The sequence below is a fragment of the Spiribacter sp. 2438 genome (genome assembly GCF_009676705.1).
GTDB lineage: Bacteria > Pseudomonadota > Gammaproteobacteria > Nitrococcales > Nitrococcaceae > Spiribacter.
This window is the reverse complement of sequence record NZ_CP046046.1, coordinates 680,607-696,151: the sequence shown is the minus strand read 5'-3', so window position 1 is coordinate 696,151 and position 15,545 is coordinate 680,607. Positions and strand designations below refer to the sequence as shown.

At 58.4% G+C, this 15,545-nt stretch carries 17 protein-coding genes; 3 read left to right on the top strand and 14 right to left on the bottom strand.

Annotation, left to right across the window (positions count from 1 at the left end):
• Positions 1 to 44: 44 nt before the first annotated feature.
• From GJ672_RS03510 to GJ672_RS03470, 9 genes are all read right to left on the bottom strand, one after another.
• A complete protein-coding gene (locus GJ672_RS03510; protein ID WP_154295897.1) occupies positions 45 to 590 on the bottom strand; it encodes a hypothetical protein in 546 nt (181 codons plus the stop codon).
• The gene (locus GJ672_RS03505; protein ID WP_154295896.1) at positions 587 to 1,852 is read right to left on the bottom strand and encodes a site-specific integrase; all 1,266 of its coding nucleotides are present in this window, start codon (positions 1,850 to 1,852) and stop codon (positions 587 to 589) included. Before GJ672_RS03505 ends, GJ672_RS03510 begins: the two co-directional genes overlap by 4 nt.
• Positions 1,853 to 2,085: 233 nt before the next feature.
• Positions 2,086 to 2,487 (bottom strand): zinc-binding dehydrogenase, encoded by a 402-nt coding sequence (locus GJ672_RS09570; RefSeq protein WP_154295895.1) that lies wholly within the window; start codon positions 2,485 to 2,487, stop codon positions 2,086 to 2,088.
• Between the two features lie 121 nt (positions 2,488 to 2,608).
• Entirely contained in the window at positions 2,609 to 2,815 is a 207-nt protein-coding gene (locus GJ672_RS09565; protein ID WP_154295894.1) for an alcohol dehydrogenase catalytic domain-containing protein, read from the bottom strand.
• 199 nt (positions 2,816 to 3,014) lie between these two features.
• Positions 3,015 to 4,457 (bottom strand): malonyl-CoA decarboxylase, encoded by a 1,443-nt coding sequence (locus tag GJ672_RS03490; RefSeq protein ID WP_195759542.1) that lies wholly within the window; start codon positions 4,455 to 4,457, stop codon positions 3,015 to 3,017.
• Complete coding sequence (locus tag GJ672_RS03485; RefSeq protein ID WP_154295892.1) at positions 4,409 to 5,728, bottom strand: TRAP transporter large permease; 1,320 nt, start codon at positions 5,726 to 5,728, stop codon at positions 4,409 to 4,411. Before GJ672_RS03485 ends, GJ672_RS03490 begins: the two co-directional genes overlap by 49 nt.
• Complete coding sequence (locus GJ672_RS03480) at positions 5,725 to 6,348, bottom strand: TRAP transporter small permease (protein ID WP_195759541.1); 624 nt, start codon at positions 6,346 to 6,348, stop codon at positions 5,725 to 5,727. Before GJ672_RS03480 ends, GJ672_RS03485 begins: the two co-directional genes overlap by 4 nt.
• Positions 6,349 to 6,465: 117 nt before the next feature.
• The gene (gene dctP / locus GJ672_RS03475) at positions 6,466 to 7,494 is read right to left on the bottom strand and encodes a TRAP transporter substrate-binding protein DctP (protein WP_154295890.1); all 1,029 of its coding nucleotides are present in this window, start codon (positions 7,492 to 7,494) and stop codon (positions 6,466 to 6,468) included.
• Between the two features lie 191 nt (positions 7,495 to 7,685).
• On the bottom strand, positions 7,686 to 8,342 hold the full coding sequence (locus GJ672_RS03470; RefSeq protein WP_154295889.1) for a GntR family transcriptional regulator: 657 nt from the start codon (positions 8,340 to 8,342) through the stop codon (positions 7,686 to 7,688).
• Between the two features lie 162 nt (positions 8,343 to 8,504).
• On the opposite strand from GJ672_RS03470, the gene GJ672_RS03465 reads away from it, so the two are divergent.
• On the top strand, positions 8,505 to 10,043 hold the full coding sequence (locus tag GJ672_RS03465) for a malonyl-CoA synthase (protein WP_154295888.1): 1,539 nt from the start codon (positions 8,505 to 8,507) through the stop codon (positions 10,041 to 10,043).
• Positions 10,044 to 10,100: 57 nt separating this feature from the next.
• Here GJ672_RS03465 and GJ672_RS03460 read toward each other — a convergent pair whose 3' ends face one another.
• A complete protein-coding gene (locus tag GJ672_RS03460) occupies positions 10,101 to 10,241 on the bottom strand; it encodes a hypothetical protein (RefSeq protein ID WP_154295887.1) in 141 nt (46 codons plus the stop codon).
• A 146-nt stretch (positions 10,242 to 10,387) separates the two neighbouring features.
• Between GJ672_RS03460 and GJ672_RS03455 the strand changes: the two genes are divergently transcribed.
• Complete coding sequence (locus tag GJ672_RS03455; RefSeq protein WP_154295886.1) at positions 10,388 to 10,540, top strand: helix-turn-helix domain-containing protein; 153 nt, start codon at positions 10,388 to 10,390, stop codon at positions 10,538 to 10,540.
• 131 nt (positions 10,541 to 10,671) lie between these two features.
• Positions 10,672 to 11,502 carry an FkbM family methyltransferase gene (locus GJ672_RS03450; RefSeq protein WP_154295885.1) on the top strand — a complete coding sequence of 277 codons (831 nt, stop codon included), beginning with the start codon at positions 10,672 to 10,674 and terminating at the stop codon, positions 11,500 to 11,502.
• A gap of 97 nt (positions 11,503 to 11,599) precedes the next feature.
• Here the strand turns inward: GJ672_RS03450 and GJ672_RS03445 are convergent, their stop codons facing one another.
• The 4 genes from GJ672_RS03445 to GJ672_RS03430 are packed head-to-tail and all read right to left on the bottom strand — an operon-like array spanning position 11,600 to position 15,474.
• Positions 11,600 to 12,667: a PotD/PotF family extracellular solute-binding protein gene (locus GJ672_RS03445; protein WP_154295884.1), complete on the bottom strand. Its 1,068-nt coding sequence runs from the start codon at positions 12,665 to 12,667 to the stop codon at positions 11,600 to 11,602.
• Between the two features lie 34 nt (positions 12,668 to 12,701).
• The gene (locus GJ672_RS03440; protein ID WP_154295883.1) at positions 12,702 to 13,487 is read right to left on the bottom strand and encodes an ABC transporter permease; all 786 of its coding nucleotides are present in this window, start codon (positions 13,485 to 13,487) and stop codon (positions 12,702 to 12,704) included.
• The gene (locus tag GJ672_RS03435; protein ID WP_229381943.1) at positions 13,484 to 14,374 is read right to left on the bottom strand and encodes an ABC transporter permease; all 891 of its coding nucleotides are present in this window, start codon (positions 14,372 to 14,374) and stop codon (positions 13,484 to 13,486) included. Before GJ672_RS03435 ends, GJ672_RS03440 begins: the two co-directional genes overlap by 4 nt.
• Positions 14,371 to 15,474, bottom strand: coding sequence for an ABC transporter ATP-binding protein (locus GJ672_RS03430; RefSeq protein WP_154295881.1), 1,104 nt, complete (start codon positions 15,472 to 15,474; stop codon positions 14,371 to 14,373). The genes GJ672_RS03435 and GJ672_RS03430 overlap by 4 nt, the downstream gene beginning before the upstream one ends.
• Positions 15,475 to 15,545: the final 71 nt, after the last annotated feature.

Below are 15,545 nucleotides of genomic sequence, written 5' to 3'. Positions count from 1 at the left end.
CCGTCTGACTTTGAATGTCAGGGCCAAGACTCGTGGCGTAAAAATTAGGGGGAAAAGCTGCGGGCCTGTTCCTCGGCTTCTTCGAGCGTGATGCCGGATCGCGCCTCAATTTCTTCGGCGCTCAATTCGTAGCCGAAGCGGCGGGCGAATCGTTTGCGGGTCAGATAGTCGGCATATATTGACGCGCCATCCTCACCGGTCCGCTTCGACTCACTCCATGCATAGCACATTGCCTCGAGCTCAAGATCGCAATCGGCGCGGAATCTGCCATCGCGCCTGCGCCGTATCTGTGCCTTGTTCCAGATCGTGCGGATTGTGTCGCTGCTCACGCGCCGATCCTGCCAAGGCCACTGCATCGCACCGTCCGCAATAAGATCGCCCTGCCAACGGCGTGCCACGCGGTCACAAGCCTTGCGGCGCCCCCGCTCTCCGCGCCGCCAGCGCTCGAACTCTACCGCCAGCCATGCCAGCTTTGAGACTCCGCGAACACTAGCGGACTTCCTCCGGCCCGCTCGGCTCTTGCGGGGTGCCCGCTGGCTTTGGCGTCGCGGCACATGATCGCCGGCTAGTATCGCCTCTAGCTTGTTCATGCCCCTGCCCCTATCAACGGCACGACATTCTCGTGATCTTCTCCGGTCACAATCGCGAGCAAGTGCCGCTCCCATGTCTCAAGGGCAGCTCGCTTTTCCTCGGCGTATGCATGCTGATCGTAGACGGCGATGATGCCCTTGCGGGTGTGACCGATTACCGCCTCGGCCACCGACTCTGGAATGTGCGCTGCACTCAGTCTCGTGCGGCATGTGCGTCGCAGGTCGTGGGGTCGCCAGTGACCGCCATCCTGAACCTCAACATTGCCGAGACGGGCTACATGGCGCTTTACGGCGCGGTCTATCGCATTAACGGTGATCGGCGCACCCGGACGTGTCTCAAACACGAACCCGCTGCTACCAGACCGGCGGCGCTTGTCCAGACGGCGCCCCTCTTCACGAGCCTCAGCGAGTAGGTCCATCGCCGTGCTGGTCAGGGGTACAAGGTGACTTGTGTCCGTTTTTCCTCGACGCGATGCCGGGATAATCCAAACATTCCCCTCGACTTCATCCCATCGCATGCCGGCAACCTCGCCGGGTCGCTGGCCGGTCAGTAGGACCATCTTCAACGCGATAGCCGTTAGACGTTGCAACGGGCTGTCATCTACGCCATTCCATAGCGCCTTAATCTCAACATCCGTGAGCACTCGGCGTCGCGGCGCTGATTTCATGCGCGGGTCGATCTTTTGGGGTTTCAACGTCGCCACTGGGTTCGCTTCAATGAGCTCCCTGTCCTCAGCCCATGAAAACACCAGCTTGATATACGCGAGCAACATCGCTGCCTGCCGGGGGTAGGTTGCCGCCAGATCCTCCACGATCTTGATCACGTCTCGCCGGCGGACTTCGTGCAATTTGTAATGCTTGAACTTGGGCAGCAGGTACATCTCCAGCGCCCGCTGAACCTTGTGCCCATTTTTTTGGCGGTGGGCATGACGCTGGCAGTACTCCCTTACTGCATCGGCGACAGTCGGCTCACCGTCCGCTCGTGCCCGCTCCGCCAGCGGGTCCGTGCCAGCATCAACCTGACGGCGTACCTCATGGGCTTGCAGACGCGCTGCCTTGAGACTCCATGTGCCACATTCGCCGATCGTCACCTCACGGTCACGGCCAGCGGCTCGATACCTGAGCACGAACACCCTAGCGCCCGACTTTGCGACTTTGAGCGTGAATCCTCGAGGCGCGTCTCGATGCTGATCAGCGATCAGCCGCCGGCCTTTGGTCGGGGGTTCGATTTCCTTGATTAGTTTGCTGGTCAGCTCGGTCATTCCGCCCCTCGCTTTTGTGATTAGTCACAATATAGTCACAACGTAAACGGGTATGGAATGGCTGTCAATGTCACTTGATGTCACCCCGTAGGCGATCACAAGTCTCTGTTTTTTATGGTTTATATTGCCGGAAATGGCACTGTGACTAGCTTTCAGGAAAATGGCAGGAAGAGACTGTTAATCACTGGGTCGGCGGTTCGAATCCGTCCCGGGGAGCCATTAAAAACAATGACTTAATCGCCCCCCACTGAGGCTGCAGTGACGCTGGCCACCACGTCCTCACTTTCCGGGTCGAAAACCACGGCACCCAACTCCTGCGCCTTTTCGCGGCGGGCTGGGGAAATCTCCGCAGCATAAATGGCGGCCGCCCCAGCGGCCTTCAGTGCTTCGATGACCATAAGGCCAATCGGACCGGCTCCGAAAACCACCGCGGTATCCCCGGCCTGCAGACCGCACTGCCGCACCGCGTGCAGAGCGACGGCGGCCAGCTCAACTAGGGCGCCTTGCTCAAAAGAGAGGTCTTCCGGCATGGGATGAACCATGTGCTCGCCCAGCACGGTGTACTCCGAGAACCCGCCTCCGCCACCGGAGAGCCCGTGGAAGCCCAGCAGCGGAGTTAGGTTGTACTGATCCATCACATAGGCCCCATCCCGGTTGGGCGAGAGGATAGGCTCGATGGTGAGAGCTACAGGCTAAAGGAGAAAACCGCCGGCTGATCGCCGGCCCCCGGGTCAAAGTTAATGTCCGTACGGGGGGTCAAAACTGATGGCCGTTGACACCACTAATCGGATGCAGCTCTTCAACCGGCACGAAAATCGGCCCGGCGGCATATTCATGCAAGTCGCTACCGCAGATCCCGCAGGCAGCGACCTTCACCTTGACCTCGTGCGGATCGTCGATCGTGGGCACATCGACCTGCTCGATGCGAATATCCTTTGCTTCGTGCCATACCGCGAAACGCATGGTGTGTTGCTGCGTGAGGCTCTACTCATCAGCCTGCGAAATCACACCGATGGTGCATCAGTCGCCGCGGTGACATAAACAGCGCTCACCAATCATCGGGCGCCCCGATTAGCCGACAAGGTGAGATCCGGGATCAACCGATGACCATTGATTGCGCCAATAAACTGTTGACGCAACGAATCTAGACCGCTGGTTTTACTCATCCTGCAGCACCACTATCCCAAGCTGCATTGACTTGCTTCAGTTGCTTCTGCAGTTGCCTTGAGATTGCTACTTCTCCAGTTTTGACGAAGCGCTCATGGTTTTTTTCAACGGAATCGACAACATAACGATAATTAACCATCATCCCAAAGGAAGCGTCGAGTCGCGTTGAAGAACTGTCCGCGAAGGGCGCGACCTGCTCGAGACGTGCGCCGTTGCTGAGGTGAAATCGAGCAACGGAATCAGCCACGCTTCCACGGCGCCGGACCCTTGTGAGGTAAGCAAGCACTAGACGGGACAATGGTTCCTCAAGCACTACGCGATTGCTCAAAGGATCGTCCAGCAACTGATACAGCGCGTCTACCGGATCAGCTACACCGGCTGTCGAGCACAAAGTTTCCGCATATTCCTGAATTAAGGCAGCTATACGGTCACGTGTGAACCCATCCTCGTAATCGCCCTCGACTCGCAGGGCGCAAGCGAATCCAGGAACAGGGGAAAGGGTGGCATATCGCTGTACGTGGGGAAACTCACTAATGAGTTCGCCCATGACCTGTTTCAGCAGGAAATTACCGAAGGACACACCACGCAGCCCCACCTGACAGTTACTGATAGAGAAAAAAATGGCAGTATCGGCTTGGGCGTTGTTCCCAACAGGTGCATCTGGGTCGAGTAACGACACGGTTTGTGTCGCCAGTCCTTCGACCAAGGCCACCTCCACGAATATAAGCGGCTCATCCGGTAGCGCCGGGTGGAAAAAGCCGAAGCAACGTCGGTCGCCGGATAGACGTCGCCGCAGATCCTCCCAACTCTGGATGGCATGCACCGACTCATACTGAATCAGCTTTTCCATCAATAGGGCTGGACTGCGGTCCCAGCTGATTCGACGCAACTGCAGAAAACCGGGGTTGAACCAGGATTTCAACAGATGCTGCAGGTCGCTGTTCACCGTTTCCAATTCGGGGTGAGCCCGGAGTTGGCGCACAAGGGTCTCGCGCAGTCGCACCAGAACACGGGTGCCGTCCGGTGCTCCGTTCAGGCGCCGGAACACCTCCTGACGGGGAGGCTCCACTACCCGTAGAAGCTCCTGCAGGTCCGCCCTTCCATCGCTATTCCGAAAGCGCTCAGCCGCGGCCAGCACGGTGTTCCGATCCGGACCGAACCGCTCGGTCAGGAGCTGGAGGAACCGGGTCTTACCCGTCTCGTCCAGTTCATCGACTGCGCGAGCGACCTCGCGAGCCAGGGCAACACCGGAGGCCTCGCCGCGGCTGGTGAGAAGCGCCCGACAATTCTCCTCTAAACGTTTCATTACATCTGGGTTCTGGTTGGGCTTGGAAAGACCTAAGCCTCGGTCGGCTACCTGATTAACCAGACGATTCCACCACCGATTTCTCATCGCATCGGCCCCATAAGTGCATCCGGTATTCCCGTCGCTATCCACGGGAAAAAACTCAGTATAACGATAGCGAACAGCATTAAAATCATGAAGGGCAGCGACCCCCATAATATTTTAGATAACTTCACATCGGGAGCGATGCCCTTGAGAACATACAAATTTAATCCAACCGGCGGAGTGATTAATCCTATCTCCAAGTTTATCGTCATAATTATGCCGAACCAGATTGGATCAAATCCTGCATCTAGAATGATCGGCAGAAGAATGGGTGCTGTCATAGGGATAACGGCCACCGGAGGAAGAAATAGCCCTGCTATTAACAAAAAGATATTAATGAGCCCCATCAAAACCCAAGCGTTTACATCCAGACCGCCCACAGCACTGGCGATGGCCTGGGTGACATAAAGCTGAGAGAGCATAAAGCCGAATAGCCCTGCGCATCCGATGATCATCATGATCATCACCGACTCCTTGGTGCTCGTGCGCAGGATCCGCCACAATGCCCGAGGTTGCCATACTTTATAGATGGCAATCACTAACAGCACACAGAACACCGCGCCGACGCCGGCTGCCTCGGAGGGAGTCGCTACACCACCATAAAGCGCCCACATGATGAAGGCGATTACCATGAAGAACGGCAAAAGCTTGGGCACCATAGACATGCGCTGCGCCCAGCTAAAGTACGTATCCGCATCCATCCGGGATAGGGCTCCGTCCCGCCAGGAGTAGTAGACGGCCCAGGCCGAGAAAAGCAGGATGAGCAGAATGCCAGGACCAATGCCGGCGAGAAAAAGCCGGCCGATGGAGGTCTCAGTGCTGACCCCATAGATAATCATGGTGACGCTGGGCGGGATAAGAATGCCCAAAGTGGACCCTGCACCGATAGCACCGCAGGTCAGGCCTTCAGGGTATCCGCGCCGGCGCAACTCCGGAATCCCCATTTTCCCAATGCCCGCGCATGTCGCCGGAGAGGATCCGTTCAGCGCCGAAAATAGCCCACAAGCCCCTATATTCGATACTAGAAGGCCACCCGGCAGTTTATACAGCCACCGATGCAGTGCCTCGTAAAGGTCAGCTCCCGCTCGGGACGAGGCAATCGCTGCACCCATCAGAATGAACATGGGTATGGACAGAAGCGTGAACTTATTCATTGATGCGTAGAGCATCTCGCCAACCATTTCTAGAGCGAAGACACCCTCAAAGAGAAAGAGGAAGAGCACCGCGGTCGCTCCCAAGGCAAAAGCCACCGGAGTGCCGGTAAGCAAAATCACCATCAGGACCGCCAAAATCACCAATGCGAGAGTAAACTCGTTCATTTTTTACCCCCACCATGACTCTGGGTGAGATGGCCCATCGCTGTCTTACTCGAAAGATTTTCCCTGTGATGCTTTGCATTCGCCTCAGCCTCAGACTGCTCCTTGAGCAGTTGCTGAGCCTCCATGCTGAAGGGCTCCTCTATCCCCATGACGATGGCAGCAGTCTGAGCGATGTATTGTAGGGCGAGCAGAATCATACCCACAGGTAGAAAGGCCATGGGTATCCAGAGCCTCGGCGCCCATACCGTGTAGGAGCGCCAGCCAGTCGAGTAATACTCCAACCAAAGTAGAAGTCCCGTGTAAGCCGCCACGACGACAAAAGCAAAAGCTATAAAATTGCCGATCAAGACAAGGGCCAGCTTGCCTCTGGGTCCGAGGAGCATCGGCAACAGATCTACATTGACGTGACCACGCTCATGCAGGACGTAAGGACTGCCGAGCAATGTGGCACCTATCAGCATGAATGTGACGAACTCCGTCTGCCAGTAGGTGGAACCACCCAACACGTAGCGCACGAACACCATTTGGCAGACGACTAATGCCGCGACAACGAACATAATGGCGGCTATTGCAGCGGCGGCCCGGGAGGTAGCGGTAACCCCACGAATAAACAAAAACATGATTCTCACCACCGAGTGAGGGTTCCGTCTTCGCGACGGCCCTGTGGGCCCACTTTTCATTCCTTAAGCCCTGCCGGGCCCAGAGGACCCGGCAGGGATGTCATGCAAAGGTTGCTATCACTCGACGTCGAGGGCCATATCGAGGAGTTCCTGCCCGCCTTCAACATCATCGACAAAGTTAGCGTATGCACTGCGCTCAGCAATCTCGCGCCATGCTTCGAAGTCCTCCTCCGTCATGTAGGCGACCTGCCGACCATTCTCCTCATAAACCTCTGCGAAGCGCTCGTCCGCCTCAATTGCGGCGTGATAAGCGAACTCTTGAGCTTCGGCACCGGCTTCAAGCAAGACGGCCTGCTGCTCTTCATTGAGGCTATCCCAAATTTGCGTGGACATAAGGATCGGCTGATACATAAACCAGAGCGCGTAGTCCCCCGGAGGAGTCACACACTCGAGCTGCTCGTATAATCTGAAAGATACGAAGCTCGCCGAGCTGGTATTTGCGGCGTTAAGAACTCCAGTCTGCACACCAGTGTAGATCTCAGAGCTGGGCATGGAGGCGATGGATGCTCCGGCTTCAGACAGCATTTGTTCGAACGCGGAACCCGCTGCGCGAATGTCGATGCCGTCGGCGTCATCCGGATGGACAATGCACCCTTCAGTCGAGCCGAAACCGCCTGCCAGCCACGTGTGAGCGAGCACCTTCACGTTGTGTCCCAACATGATTTCTTCAAGCCTTTCCATGAAGGGAGACTCGTTAATGCGCTGGGCGTGATCGTGGTTACGGACTAAGCCAGGCATGAGCGTCAGATTGACCTCAGGTACCCGACCTCCAACGTAAGCAAGCGGTAGGGCGGTGATAGCCAAGCGACCTCGGGACAACGCCGGCCACTGCTCGAGCGGCTGGTACAGGGACGCGCCGGGGTAAACCCGCACTTGCAGTCCGACATCGGCTTCTTCCGCCCGGTCAGCAACGATTTGCACCATCTGATCGCGGACATCGCCTTGCCCTCCTGGCCACTGATGAGAGGCGTCAAGCCGTGTTTGCGCTTCCGCACTCAACGGCCACACGATGGAAGCAGCCATCGCAAACATCGCGAGAGTCACGGCAAAGGCCCAACGGGGCCGGATAGTTTTCTTCTGAGACATCGGTTCTCTCCTCGACTTCTTTTAGTTTCACCTAATACCGAGGCATATCTCTATTGCTCTAGCACATCGGCGATAGGTGCGCGGTGATGCTTATTTTTTTCGGAGCCAATTAGCCTTGTGGGACCCTCCAGCCGTGTAGCATGTCAACCGTTTTTGCCACACAACCACGGACCATGAACCATCTACACAGGTCAGTGCTTTACCGCAGTCTCGGTCTCTAGCGTCCGGCCCTGTTCAAGTAGGTGATACCTCATCTGTTTTTCGGCAGCCTCAGGATCTTTATTCCGAAAGGCGTCCATCAGACCCCGATGCTCTTGCAAAGAGTTCTGAAGCCGACCAGGAGCCTTAAGTTGCCGATGCCGGGCAAGAATCAGGATCCGGCGCAGGTCCGCTGCCGATCTTTGCAAGTAGGGGTTGCCGCAGAGCTCCTGCAGCCGCGTATGAAATTCGTAGTTGTGTTCGTAATATCGGTCGATATCTCCCTCCTCTGCGGCGTCCTCAAGGTTTTGATGGATTCGCTCCAGGTTTTTAAGCTCCGTTGCGTCGCTTCGGATGACTGCTTGGTTGGCAATCAATCCCTCCAGCACTGCCATCACGGGGAATAGCTGTTCCAAGTCCTCTCCATTGAGAACGCGAACGCGGCAGCCGCGCCTCGGTTCCAGCGTGACCAGCCCGTGAGCATCCATGATTTTCAGCGCCTCGCGGACCGGGGTACGGCTGACACCCAGTTCCTCAGCGAGGCGAACTTCGTCAATACGCTCGCCTGGACGGAGTTCCTGCTGAAAGATCCGTTTCCGAACCAGATCTGCAACCTGGCTGTAAAGCGCTGGCGTCTTTAGTGAGGCCATGATGATGCGTCTTCACTCCCGCTGACGTTGATTGAGCCTATGGATTCTTAATGTATAATTCATAATGCAAGGCGTCAAGCAAGATTGTTCCTACTCCGGAGGCGCCCTACCGATCTGATAAAGCCGGGAACAGGACAGACCACTGTGTTGGAGAAAAATCACATGGAATCGGCCGCACCGAACACGCCACAGCCTGAAAGCTTCTATAGCCTGCTGCATCAACGTAGCCAAGACTACGAGGATCAGGTCTGCATTGAGCTACCGACAGGACAGACCTGGACCTACGGTCAGATCCACCAACACACAGCGCTGATGGCTGGCCTGTTATCTCAACTTGGTGTGACAGCCGGCGATCGAGTTGCGGTTCAGGTGGAAAAAAGCCCAGAGGCAGTCATACTATACTTGGCATGCCTGCGCGCCGGCGCCATCTTCCTCCCGCTCAATACCTCCTACACACCCTCGGAGCTTGAGTATTTCTTAAAAGACGCGGAGCCGGCTTTGGTCGTAGTGGACCCTGCAGGTGAATCGACTATGCGTGAGCTCGCGGCAACTCACCGGAGAACGCGGGTCGAAACCCTTGATAGCGGTGGTAATGGAAGCCTGGCGCAAGGTCTGGTCGAGCGGGCGCCGGAGCCACTTGCACCTTACCCGGTGAGTGGCAACGACCTGGCTTGTATCCTCTACACTTCCGGTACTACGGGCCGACCCAAAGGAGCGATGCTTTCCCACCGCAATCTGTCTTCGAACGCGTTGGCGCTTGGATCCGCCTGGGACTGGCAGAGTAGCGATGTGCTGATCCACGCCTTACCAATATTTCATGTGCACGGACTCTTCGTGGCACTTCACTGCGCAATGATGAAAGCTTCCAAAATTCTTTTCCTATCTAAGTTCGACGCCGATCAAGTGATCAGACTAACCCCGCATGCCACCGTGCTAATGGGCGTCCCCACGTTCTACACCCGTCTTTTACAGCACCCAGAATTGGCCCCGGAGCTCTGCAGGAACATGCGGCTGTACGTTTCCGGCTCCGCGCCCCTTCTGGAGGACACTTTTGAGGCATGGTACGAGAAAACTGGGCACCATATCCTCGAGCGTTACGGCATGACCGAGACTGGCATGAACCTTTCGAACCCCCTGCAGGGGGAGCGCCGCCCCGGTACCGTTGGGTCACCATTACCGGGTGTCCAGGCCCGTATCGTGGGCGAAAATGGAAATGAGCTCCAGCCCGGCGAGGTGGGCAGCCTTCAAGTCAAGGGCCCAAATGTGTTCGCCGGATACTGGCGCCTGCCACAGAAAACGGCTGAGGAGTTCACCCATGATGGCTATTTCGTCACCGGCGACTTGGGCACGGTGAGCGAGGACGGGTACTTCGCTATCGTTGGTCGAACGAAGGACCTTGTGATCACTGGCGGGTACAACGTCTATCCTAAGGAAATAGAGGTCGCTATCGATGCGTTGGATGGGGTGCGCGAATCTGCAGTCATCGGGCTACCACACCCAGATTTCGGCGAGCAGGTGGCCGCCGTGGTGGTACCAGAAGACTTAAATAATAGAATAAATGAAGAGGAGATCGTCCTTAAGCTGAGGGAAGAGCTAGCAGGCTACAAAGTCCCCAAGGTAATCTTTGTCGTCGATGAGTTGCCTCGAAATACCATGGGCAAAGTACAGAAGAATGTGCTTCGAGAGCGATATGCGGAGTGAATAAGGACGTCGGGGTACTCCGGAACCCCGACTACTTAGTTGACCCTGAACATTCCGCTATGCGGCCGCTGATGCGAGATCTGATCGGGCAGTAGTGCCACCCTGATCCAGCAGCTGCAGGACGCCGGATAATATCCAGCGCCAGAAAATCACCAGCCAGCGGATGTCAAACCCGGCGGCGGCCAGAAGCGGGGTCATTGCTCGCCGAGGGAACCTTTGAGGAAGTCCTGGCGCACCCCGACTGTCAGACTACTTGTCGCCTCGATTTTGTATCCTCTTAAGTTCAGAGGGGCTGAAGGAGACGACGAGTTATGCCTCGATACAGTCACGAGCGCTAGGAGGCGGTGCTGGCGAAGCTGCTGCCGCCTTACAGCCTGACGGTGCGTGAGATCGCCCTGGAGTTCGGGATTAGCGAAGACACCGTTCGCAGCTGGCGCGCCCGGTACAGGGTCACGGACCGCTCGCACACCGGGCATCGGCTGCAGACCATGAGGTGATCCCGGTTATCCGATCACGACACAGAAATGCTAAGGTGCCAATCCTTTGAGGATGCCGATGAAGAGAACTTGGGGTTCATACGCCCTCGTGGCTGGGGATTTATAGGGATACCTGACAAGGAAACAAGGAATTGAGCGCATCCATCAGAGGATCTGTTTCAAGGGCGGGTCGGCTGCTCGCGGGCGCTTTGTATCGCCGGGTTGCCGCGGCAGCCACAAACGCCTCACAGGCTTCCCCGGGGGCGGGTGGGTTCTCCGCTTTGAAATGCGCCACTGGCTACAATCAGCATGGGGGTTACTGCGTCCCGGCCTCATCGTTTCATCGCCCCGCTGCAAAGGCAATCCTGGCGGGAAAAGTTTATGAGCCGAATACTGTCGACTACCTCAGGGCCAATTGCGGCGGGCGGGACGTTGTTCATGCCGGCACATTTTTCGGAGACTTCTTACCCGCCCTCTCCCAGGCAGTCGGTTCCGATGCGCTGATATGGGCATTTGAGCCGAACAGAGAGAACTACCGCTGCGCTCGCATGACCCTTGAGATGAACAACATCAGTAATGTCCGCCTGACTCGGGCCGGCCTTGGCGCCAAATCGCAGCGGCTGTTTGTTCAAACCGCAGAAACCGGTGGGCGGTCGCTCGGTGGCGCGTCTCGTATCGTCAATGAGGACTGCGAAGCCCAGAGCAAGGACCCTGTTGACATCGTTGCGATCGACGAAGCCGTTCCAGCGGACCGGAACGTTGGCATTGTGCAACTTGACGTTGAAGGATACGAAAAAGAGGCTCTGGCAGGCGCGCTTGCCACGATCCAGCGTTGCTTGCCGATCCTAATTCTCGAAATCCTCCCGAATAGCAATCTCATAAACAGCGAATGGTTCTCGGCGAATATTTCGAGCCTCGGGTACGCGAACATCGCCAGGCTGCATGGCAACCTGGTCTATTCGTGCCGAACAACTCAACGATGACTCGACAATAAACCAACCGGCCTCTCCGGCGGCCACCGCTCCCGCCTGTATCGCCTCAAACAGCCAACGGCACAATCTGGTGAGGTGACTCACCCCCCTACCGTGACTCCACCTCCCTCCACAGCTGCTGCATGAAGCGCAGATCCTCGCCCAGCAGGCTTGGTGTGAACTCAAGCACTTCCATTTCCTCATCGGTGGGGGTCACCGGCGGGTTCTGGAGCACCTCGTCCAGCATTGGCAGCGCCGCTTCGTTGGGGCTTGAGTAGTAGGTCCAGTTGGAGAGCTGCGCCCCCACCTGGGCATCCAGAATGTAATTGATGAAAGTATGGGCCAATGCCGCGTTGGGGGCTTCCGCCGGGATCATCATGGTGTCCACCCAGAACTCCGCCCCCTCTTCCGGGATCACGAATTCGATGTCGGCGTAGCCCTCGGGATCATCGGTCTTGAAGAAGAGGTAATCCCCGTTGTAGGTGATCGCGGCGCTGACCGACCCCCGCACCAGCTGCTGGAGCACCGGCGTGCCCTGAATGAAGCCCGCAAAATTGCGGCGATCCTTGGCTTCCAGCACCAGGCGGGCGGCCTCCTCCAGCTCGTCGCGGTCCGTGCAGTCATAGCCGTGGCCAAGCCAGGCACAGGCCACGCCCAGGGTCACCTGCCCGTCTTCCGGCAGGGCAAACGGCGCATCGGGATTGACGGACTCGTCGAACAGCACCGACCAGCTGGCCGGCTGCTCACCCAGGGCGGCGCGGTCGTAGACCAGTCCGGTGGTGCCCCACTGATAGGCCGCGGAGAACTCGCTGTTCGGGTCGTATCCCGGGTCCCGGAACTCTTCCATCAAGTTATTCAGGTTGGGGATCCGGTCATGGTCCAGTGGCTGCACCAGTCCGGCCTCGATGAGCCGCGGCACGAAGTAGTTGGACGGCACGATCACGTCATATTGCCGAACGCCGCCCGCCTGGAGCATGGAAAACAGCTCGCCATTGGAGTTGAAGAAATTCTCCACGACTTCGACGTCATGCTCGTCTTCAAAGGCCTCAATGAGGGCCGGATCGATATATTGGGACCAGTTGAGCAACACCAGGCGATCCGACTGGGCGCTGGCGGTGCTGGCAATCACCAGGGCGCCGGCAGCGAGGACACCAAAAACGGAAAAACGCGACAGCATTGGGCAAACCTCCAGGGTAGTCAGAAACGGACGGTCAACGGCGACGCAGGACCAGACTCAAAAGGGCGAACAGAAATACGCTGACAATCATCAGCGTGGCGATGGCATTGACCTCGGGGGTCACGCCTTTGCGAATGGCACTCCAGATGTAAATGGGGAGTGTGGTGCTATCCGGGCCGGCGGTAAAGAAGCTGATCACAAAATCGTCGATGGAAAGGGTCAATGCCAGCAACACACTGGCCGCCAGCGCCGGCCCCAGCACGGGAATGATGAAAAACCGGGCCCGTTGCCAGGGGCCGGCATACAGGTCGGCACAGGCTTCAAACAGCTGCGCGTTCAGCGATAGCAGCCGAGCGTAAACCAGCAGTGCCACGAATGGCACCTGGAAAGTCACGTGGGCAATCACCATGGTCCCGAGGCCCGGGCGCAGAATGCCGAGCAGCCGATCCAGCGTGACAAAAAAGGTCATCTCCGAAATGCCGAACACCACATCCGGCATCACCACCGGGAGATAGATCAGCCAGATCAGCCAGGCCAGTCGACGGTGCCGATGCCGGTAGAGCCCGTATCCCATGAGCGCGCCCAGCGGCACGGCAATGGCGGTGGATACCACGGCCAGCACCGCGGTGTTGGCCAGCGCCGAGAGAATCGCGTCATTGGCGAACAACCGCTCGTACCACATCAGCGAAAAACTCTCGAAGCGCGCCGAGGAGTTGATGCTGTTGAACGAAAAGAACACCACCACCGCCAGTGGTGCGTACAAAAACACCATCAGCGCCACCCAGAAGACGCGCAATCCCCGCTGGAACGACCGGCTCAAATCACCACCTCCCGGTCTCCGCCAAGGCGTCGGCCCAGACGGCGGAGCACCCAGAGGCCCACCAGCGTGGCGATGATCATGATGATGGCGCCGGCCGCCCCCAGCGGCCAGTTGGTGGCCCCGGTGAACTGCCGCGCCACCAGATTGCCGATCATGGTGGCCTTGCCCCCGCCCAGCAGTTCGGTGACCACGTACATGCCGAACGCGGGAATGGCCACCAGCACCGTGCCCGCCATCAGCCCCGGCAGGGTCTGCGGCAGTACCGCATGGCGAAACACCCGCCACGGCGAGGCAAACAGATCCCGCGCCGCCTCCACCTGGGCATGATCCAGGCGCTCGAAGGCGGCATACAGCGGTAGCACCATGAACGGCAGAAAGTTGTAGACCAGGCCCACGATTACGGCGAACTGGGAGGGAAAGAGCCCCATGCGGGGATCGGTGAGGCCCAGAATCACCGCCAGATCGGACATCGGCGTGCCCGGCGCGAAGATATTCATCCAGCCCACCGAACGGATCACCTGGTTGGTCCAGGAAGGTACCACCACCGCCAGCAGCAGCAGGGGCCGCCAGCGGGCGGGACGGGTGCTGATGTAGAAGGCCGCCGGGTAGGCGATCAGAATCACCAGCACGGTGGCCAGAAACGTCTGCCAGAAGGACCGCAACAGGGTGTAGAGATTACCGGGACTCCAGCCCAGGAATCCGAAGCCGGCGAGCTCCCGAAACGCCTCCAGACTCAGCGGGCGCGTGGGCAAGCCGGTGGTGTCGGTGCTCATGAACGCCATGCCCATCAGGTAGACGCTGGGCATCACCAGAAACACCAGGATGCACAGCGCACCCGGTGCAACGGTCACCAACAGGTGGAAGCTGTCCCGCTGCAGCCGACTCAATCCATCGGGTCCTGATCGCGAAGGGTGGCAGCGGCTTCCGGGAGGACTTCCAGCCATACGGAATCCCCGGGGCTCGGCTGAGCCTGACCGTAGTTACTGGCCCGGACTGACAGTATCTGATCACCGCACCGAAGCCGATAGTCGGTAAACGGCCCGCGGTAAAGCCGCTCCTCCACCCGAGCCGGAAAGCGGTGATCGCCCGCCTCCTGGTCCGCCGGCAGGACCCGCAGTGCCTCTGGGCGCAGGAGCAGATGGCTGCCCGACTCGAGAGCCGCTTCCAGACGCCCCAGCACGGTGGTGACGCCGACCTCGTCCCGCTCGGTGATGGCCAGCAGGTTTTCATGGCCCATGAAACGGGCGACGAACAGGGTCTGGGGGGATTCATAAATGTCCCTGGGAGTGCCCACCTGGGCAATGCGGCCGTTGTTGAGCACCGCAATACGATCGCTCATCACCATGGCCTCTTCCTGATCGTGGGTCACGAACACAAAGGTGATCCCCAGCCGATGCTGCAGCCGCTTCAATTCCACCTGCAGCCGCGTCCGCAACCCGGCGTCCAGAGCGGACAGGGGCTCATCCAGCAGCAACACGTCGGGCTCGTTGACCAGCGCCCGGGCCAGTGCCACCCGCTGCTTCTGCCCTCCGGAGAGTTGCTCCACCGAGCGATTCAGCAGGTCTTCGATGCCGATCAGCTCGGCGATGGCGCGAACCCGCTCCCGGGTCTCGGCCGCGTCCACGCGACGCATTTCCAGTCCGAAGGCGATGTTCTGATAGACATTGCGGTGGGGAAACAGCGCATAGGACTGAAACACCGTATTCACGCTGCGCCGATGCGCCGGCACCTGCTCCATGGGCCGCCCACCGATGCGAATTTCGCCGCTGTCCGGCGTATCCAGCCCGGCCAGCAATCGCAGTAGCGTGGTCTTGCCGCAACCCGACGGCCCCAGCAGGGTGAAGAACTCGCCGGCATGGATATCCAGATTCACCCCATCCAGGGCGGCGACCTGGCCATCAAAAAACCGGGACACATCCCGAATGGCAATGGTGGAAGCAGGCTCTGTCTTTTCCGAAGCGCCTCCCCGGGCGGATTCGACAGCCATCGGCAACATCTCCAGAAAGACATTAGCCGGGCATTATAACGAACCCCTCAGCAGGATTGACCCCCCGCCGG

Excerpts from the sequence above, each read along its gene's own strand:
- GJ672_RS03485 (WP_154295892.1), bottom strand. The coding sequence starts at position 5,728 with ATGAACGAGTTTACTCTCGCATTGGTGATTTTGGCGGTCCTGATGGTG.
- GJ672_RS03445 (WP_154295884.1), bottom strand. The coding sequence starts at position 12,667 with ATGCTGTCGCGTTTTTCCGTTTTTGGTGTCCTCGCTGCCGGCGCCCTG.
- dctP (WP_154295890.1), bottom strand. The coding sequence starts at position 7,494 with ATGTCTCAGAAGAAAACTATCCGGCCCCGTTGGGCCTTTGCCGTGACT.
- GJ672_RS03505 (WP_154295896.1), bottom strand. The coding sequence starts at position 1,852 with ATGACCGAGCTGACCAGCAAACTAATCAAGGAAATCGAACCCCCGACC.
- GJ672_RS03460 (WP_154295887.1), bottom strand. The coding sequence starts at position 10,241 with ATGACCCCGCTTCTGGCCGCCGCCGGGTTTGACATCCGCTGGCTGGTG.
- GJ672_RS09565 (WP_154295894.1), bottom strand. The coding sequence starts at position 2,815 with ATGCGTTTCGCGGTATGGCACGAAGCAAAGGATATTCGCATCGAGCAG.
- GJ672_RS03465 (WP_154295888.1), top strand. The coding sequence starts at position 8,505 with ATGGAATCGGCCGCACCGAACACGCCACAGCCTGAAAGCTTCTATAGC.
- GJ672_RS03430 (WP_154295881.1), bottom strand. The coding sequence starts at position 15,474 with ATGGCTGTCGAATCCGCCCGGGGAGGCGCTTCGGAAAAGACAGAGCCT.
- GJ672_RS03470 (WP_154295889.1), bottom strand. The coding sequence starts at position 8,342 with ATGGCCTCACTAAAGACGCCAGCGCTTTACAGCCAGGTTGCAGATCTG.
- GJ672_RS03480 (WP_195759541.1), bottom strand. The coding sequence starts at position 6,348 with ATGTTTTTGTTTATTCGTGGGGTTACCGCTACCTCCCGGGCCGCCGCT.
- GJ672_RS09570 (WP_154295895.1), bottom strand. The coding sequence starts at position 2,487 with ATGGATCAGTACAACCTAACTCCGCTGCTGGGCTTCCACGGGCTCTCC.
- GJ672_RS03510 (WP_154295897.1), bottom strand. The coding sequence starts at position 590 with ATGAACAAGCTAGAGGCGATACTAGCCGGCGATCATGTGCCGCGACGC.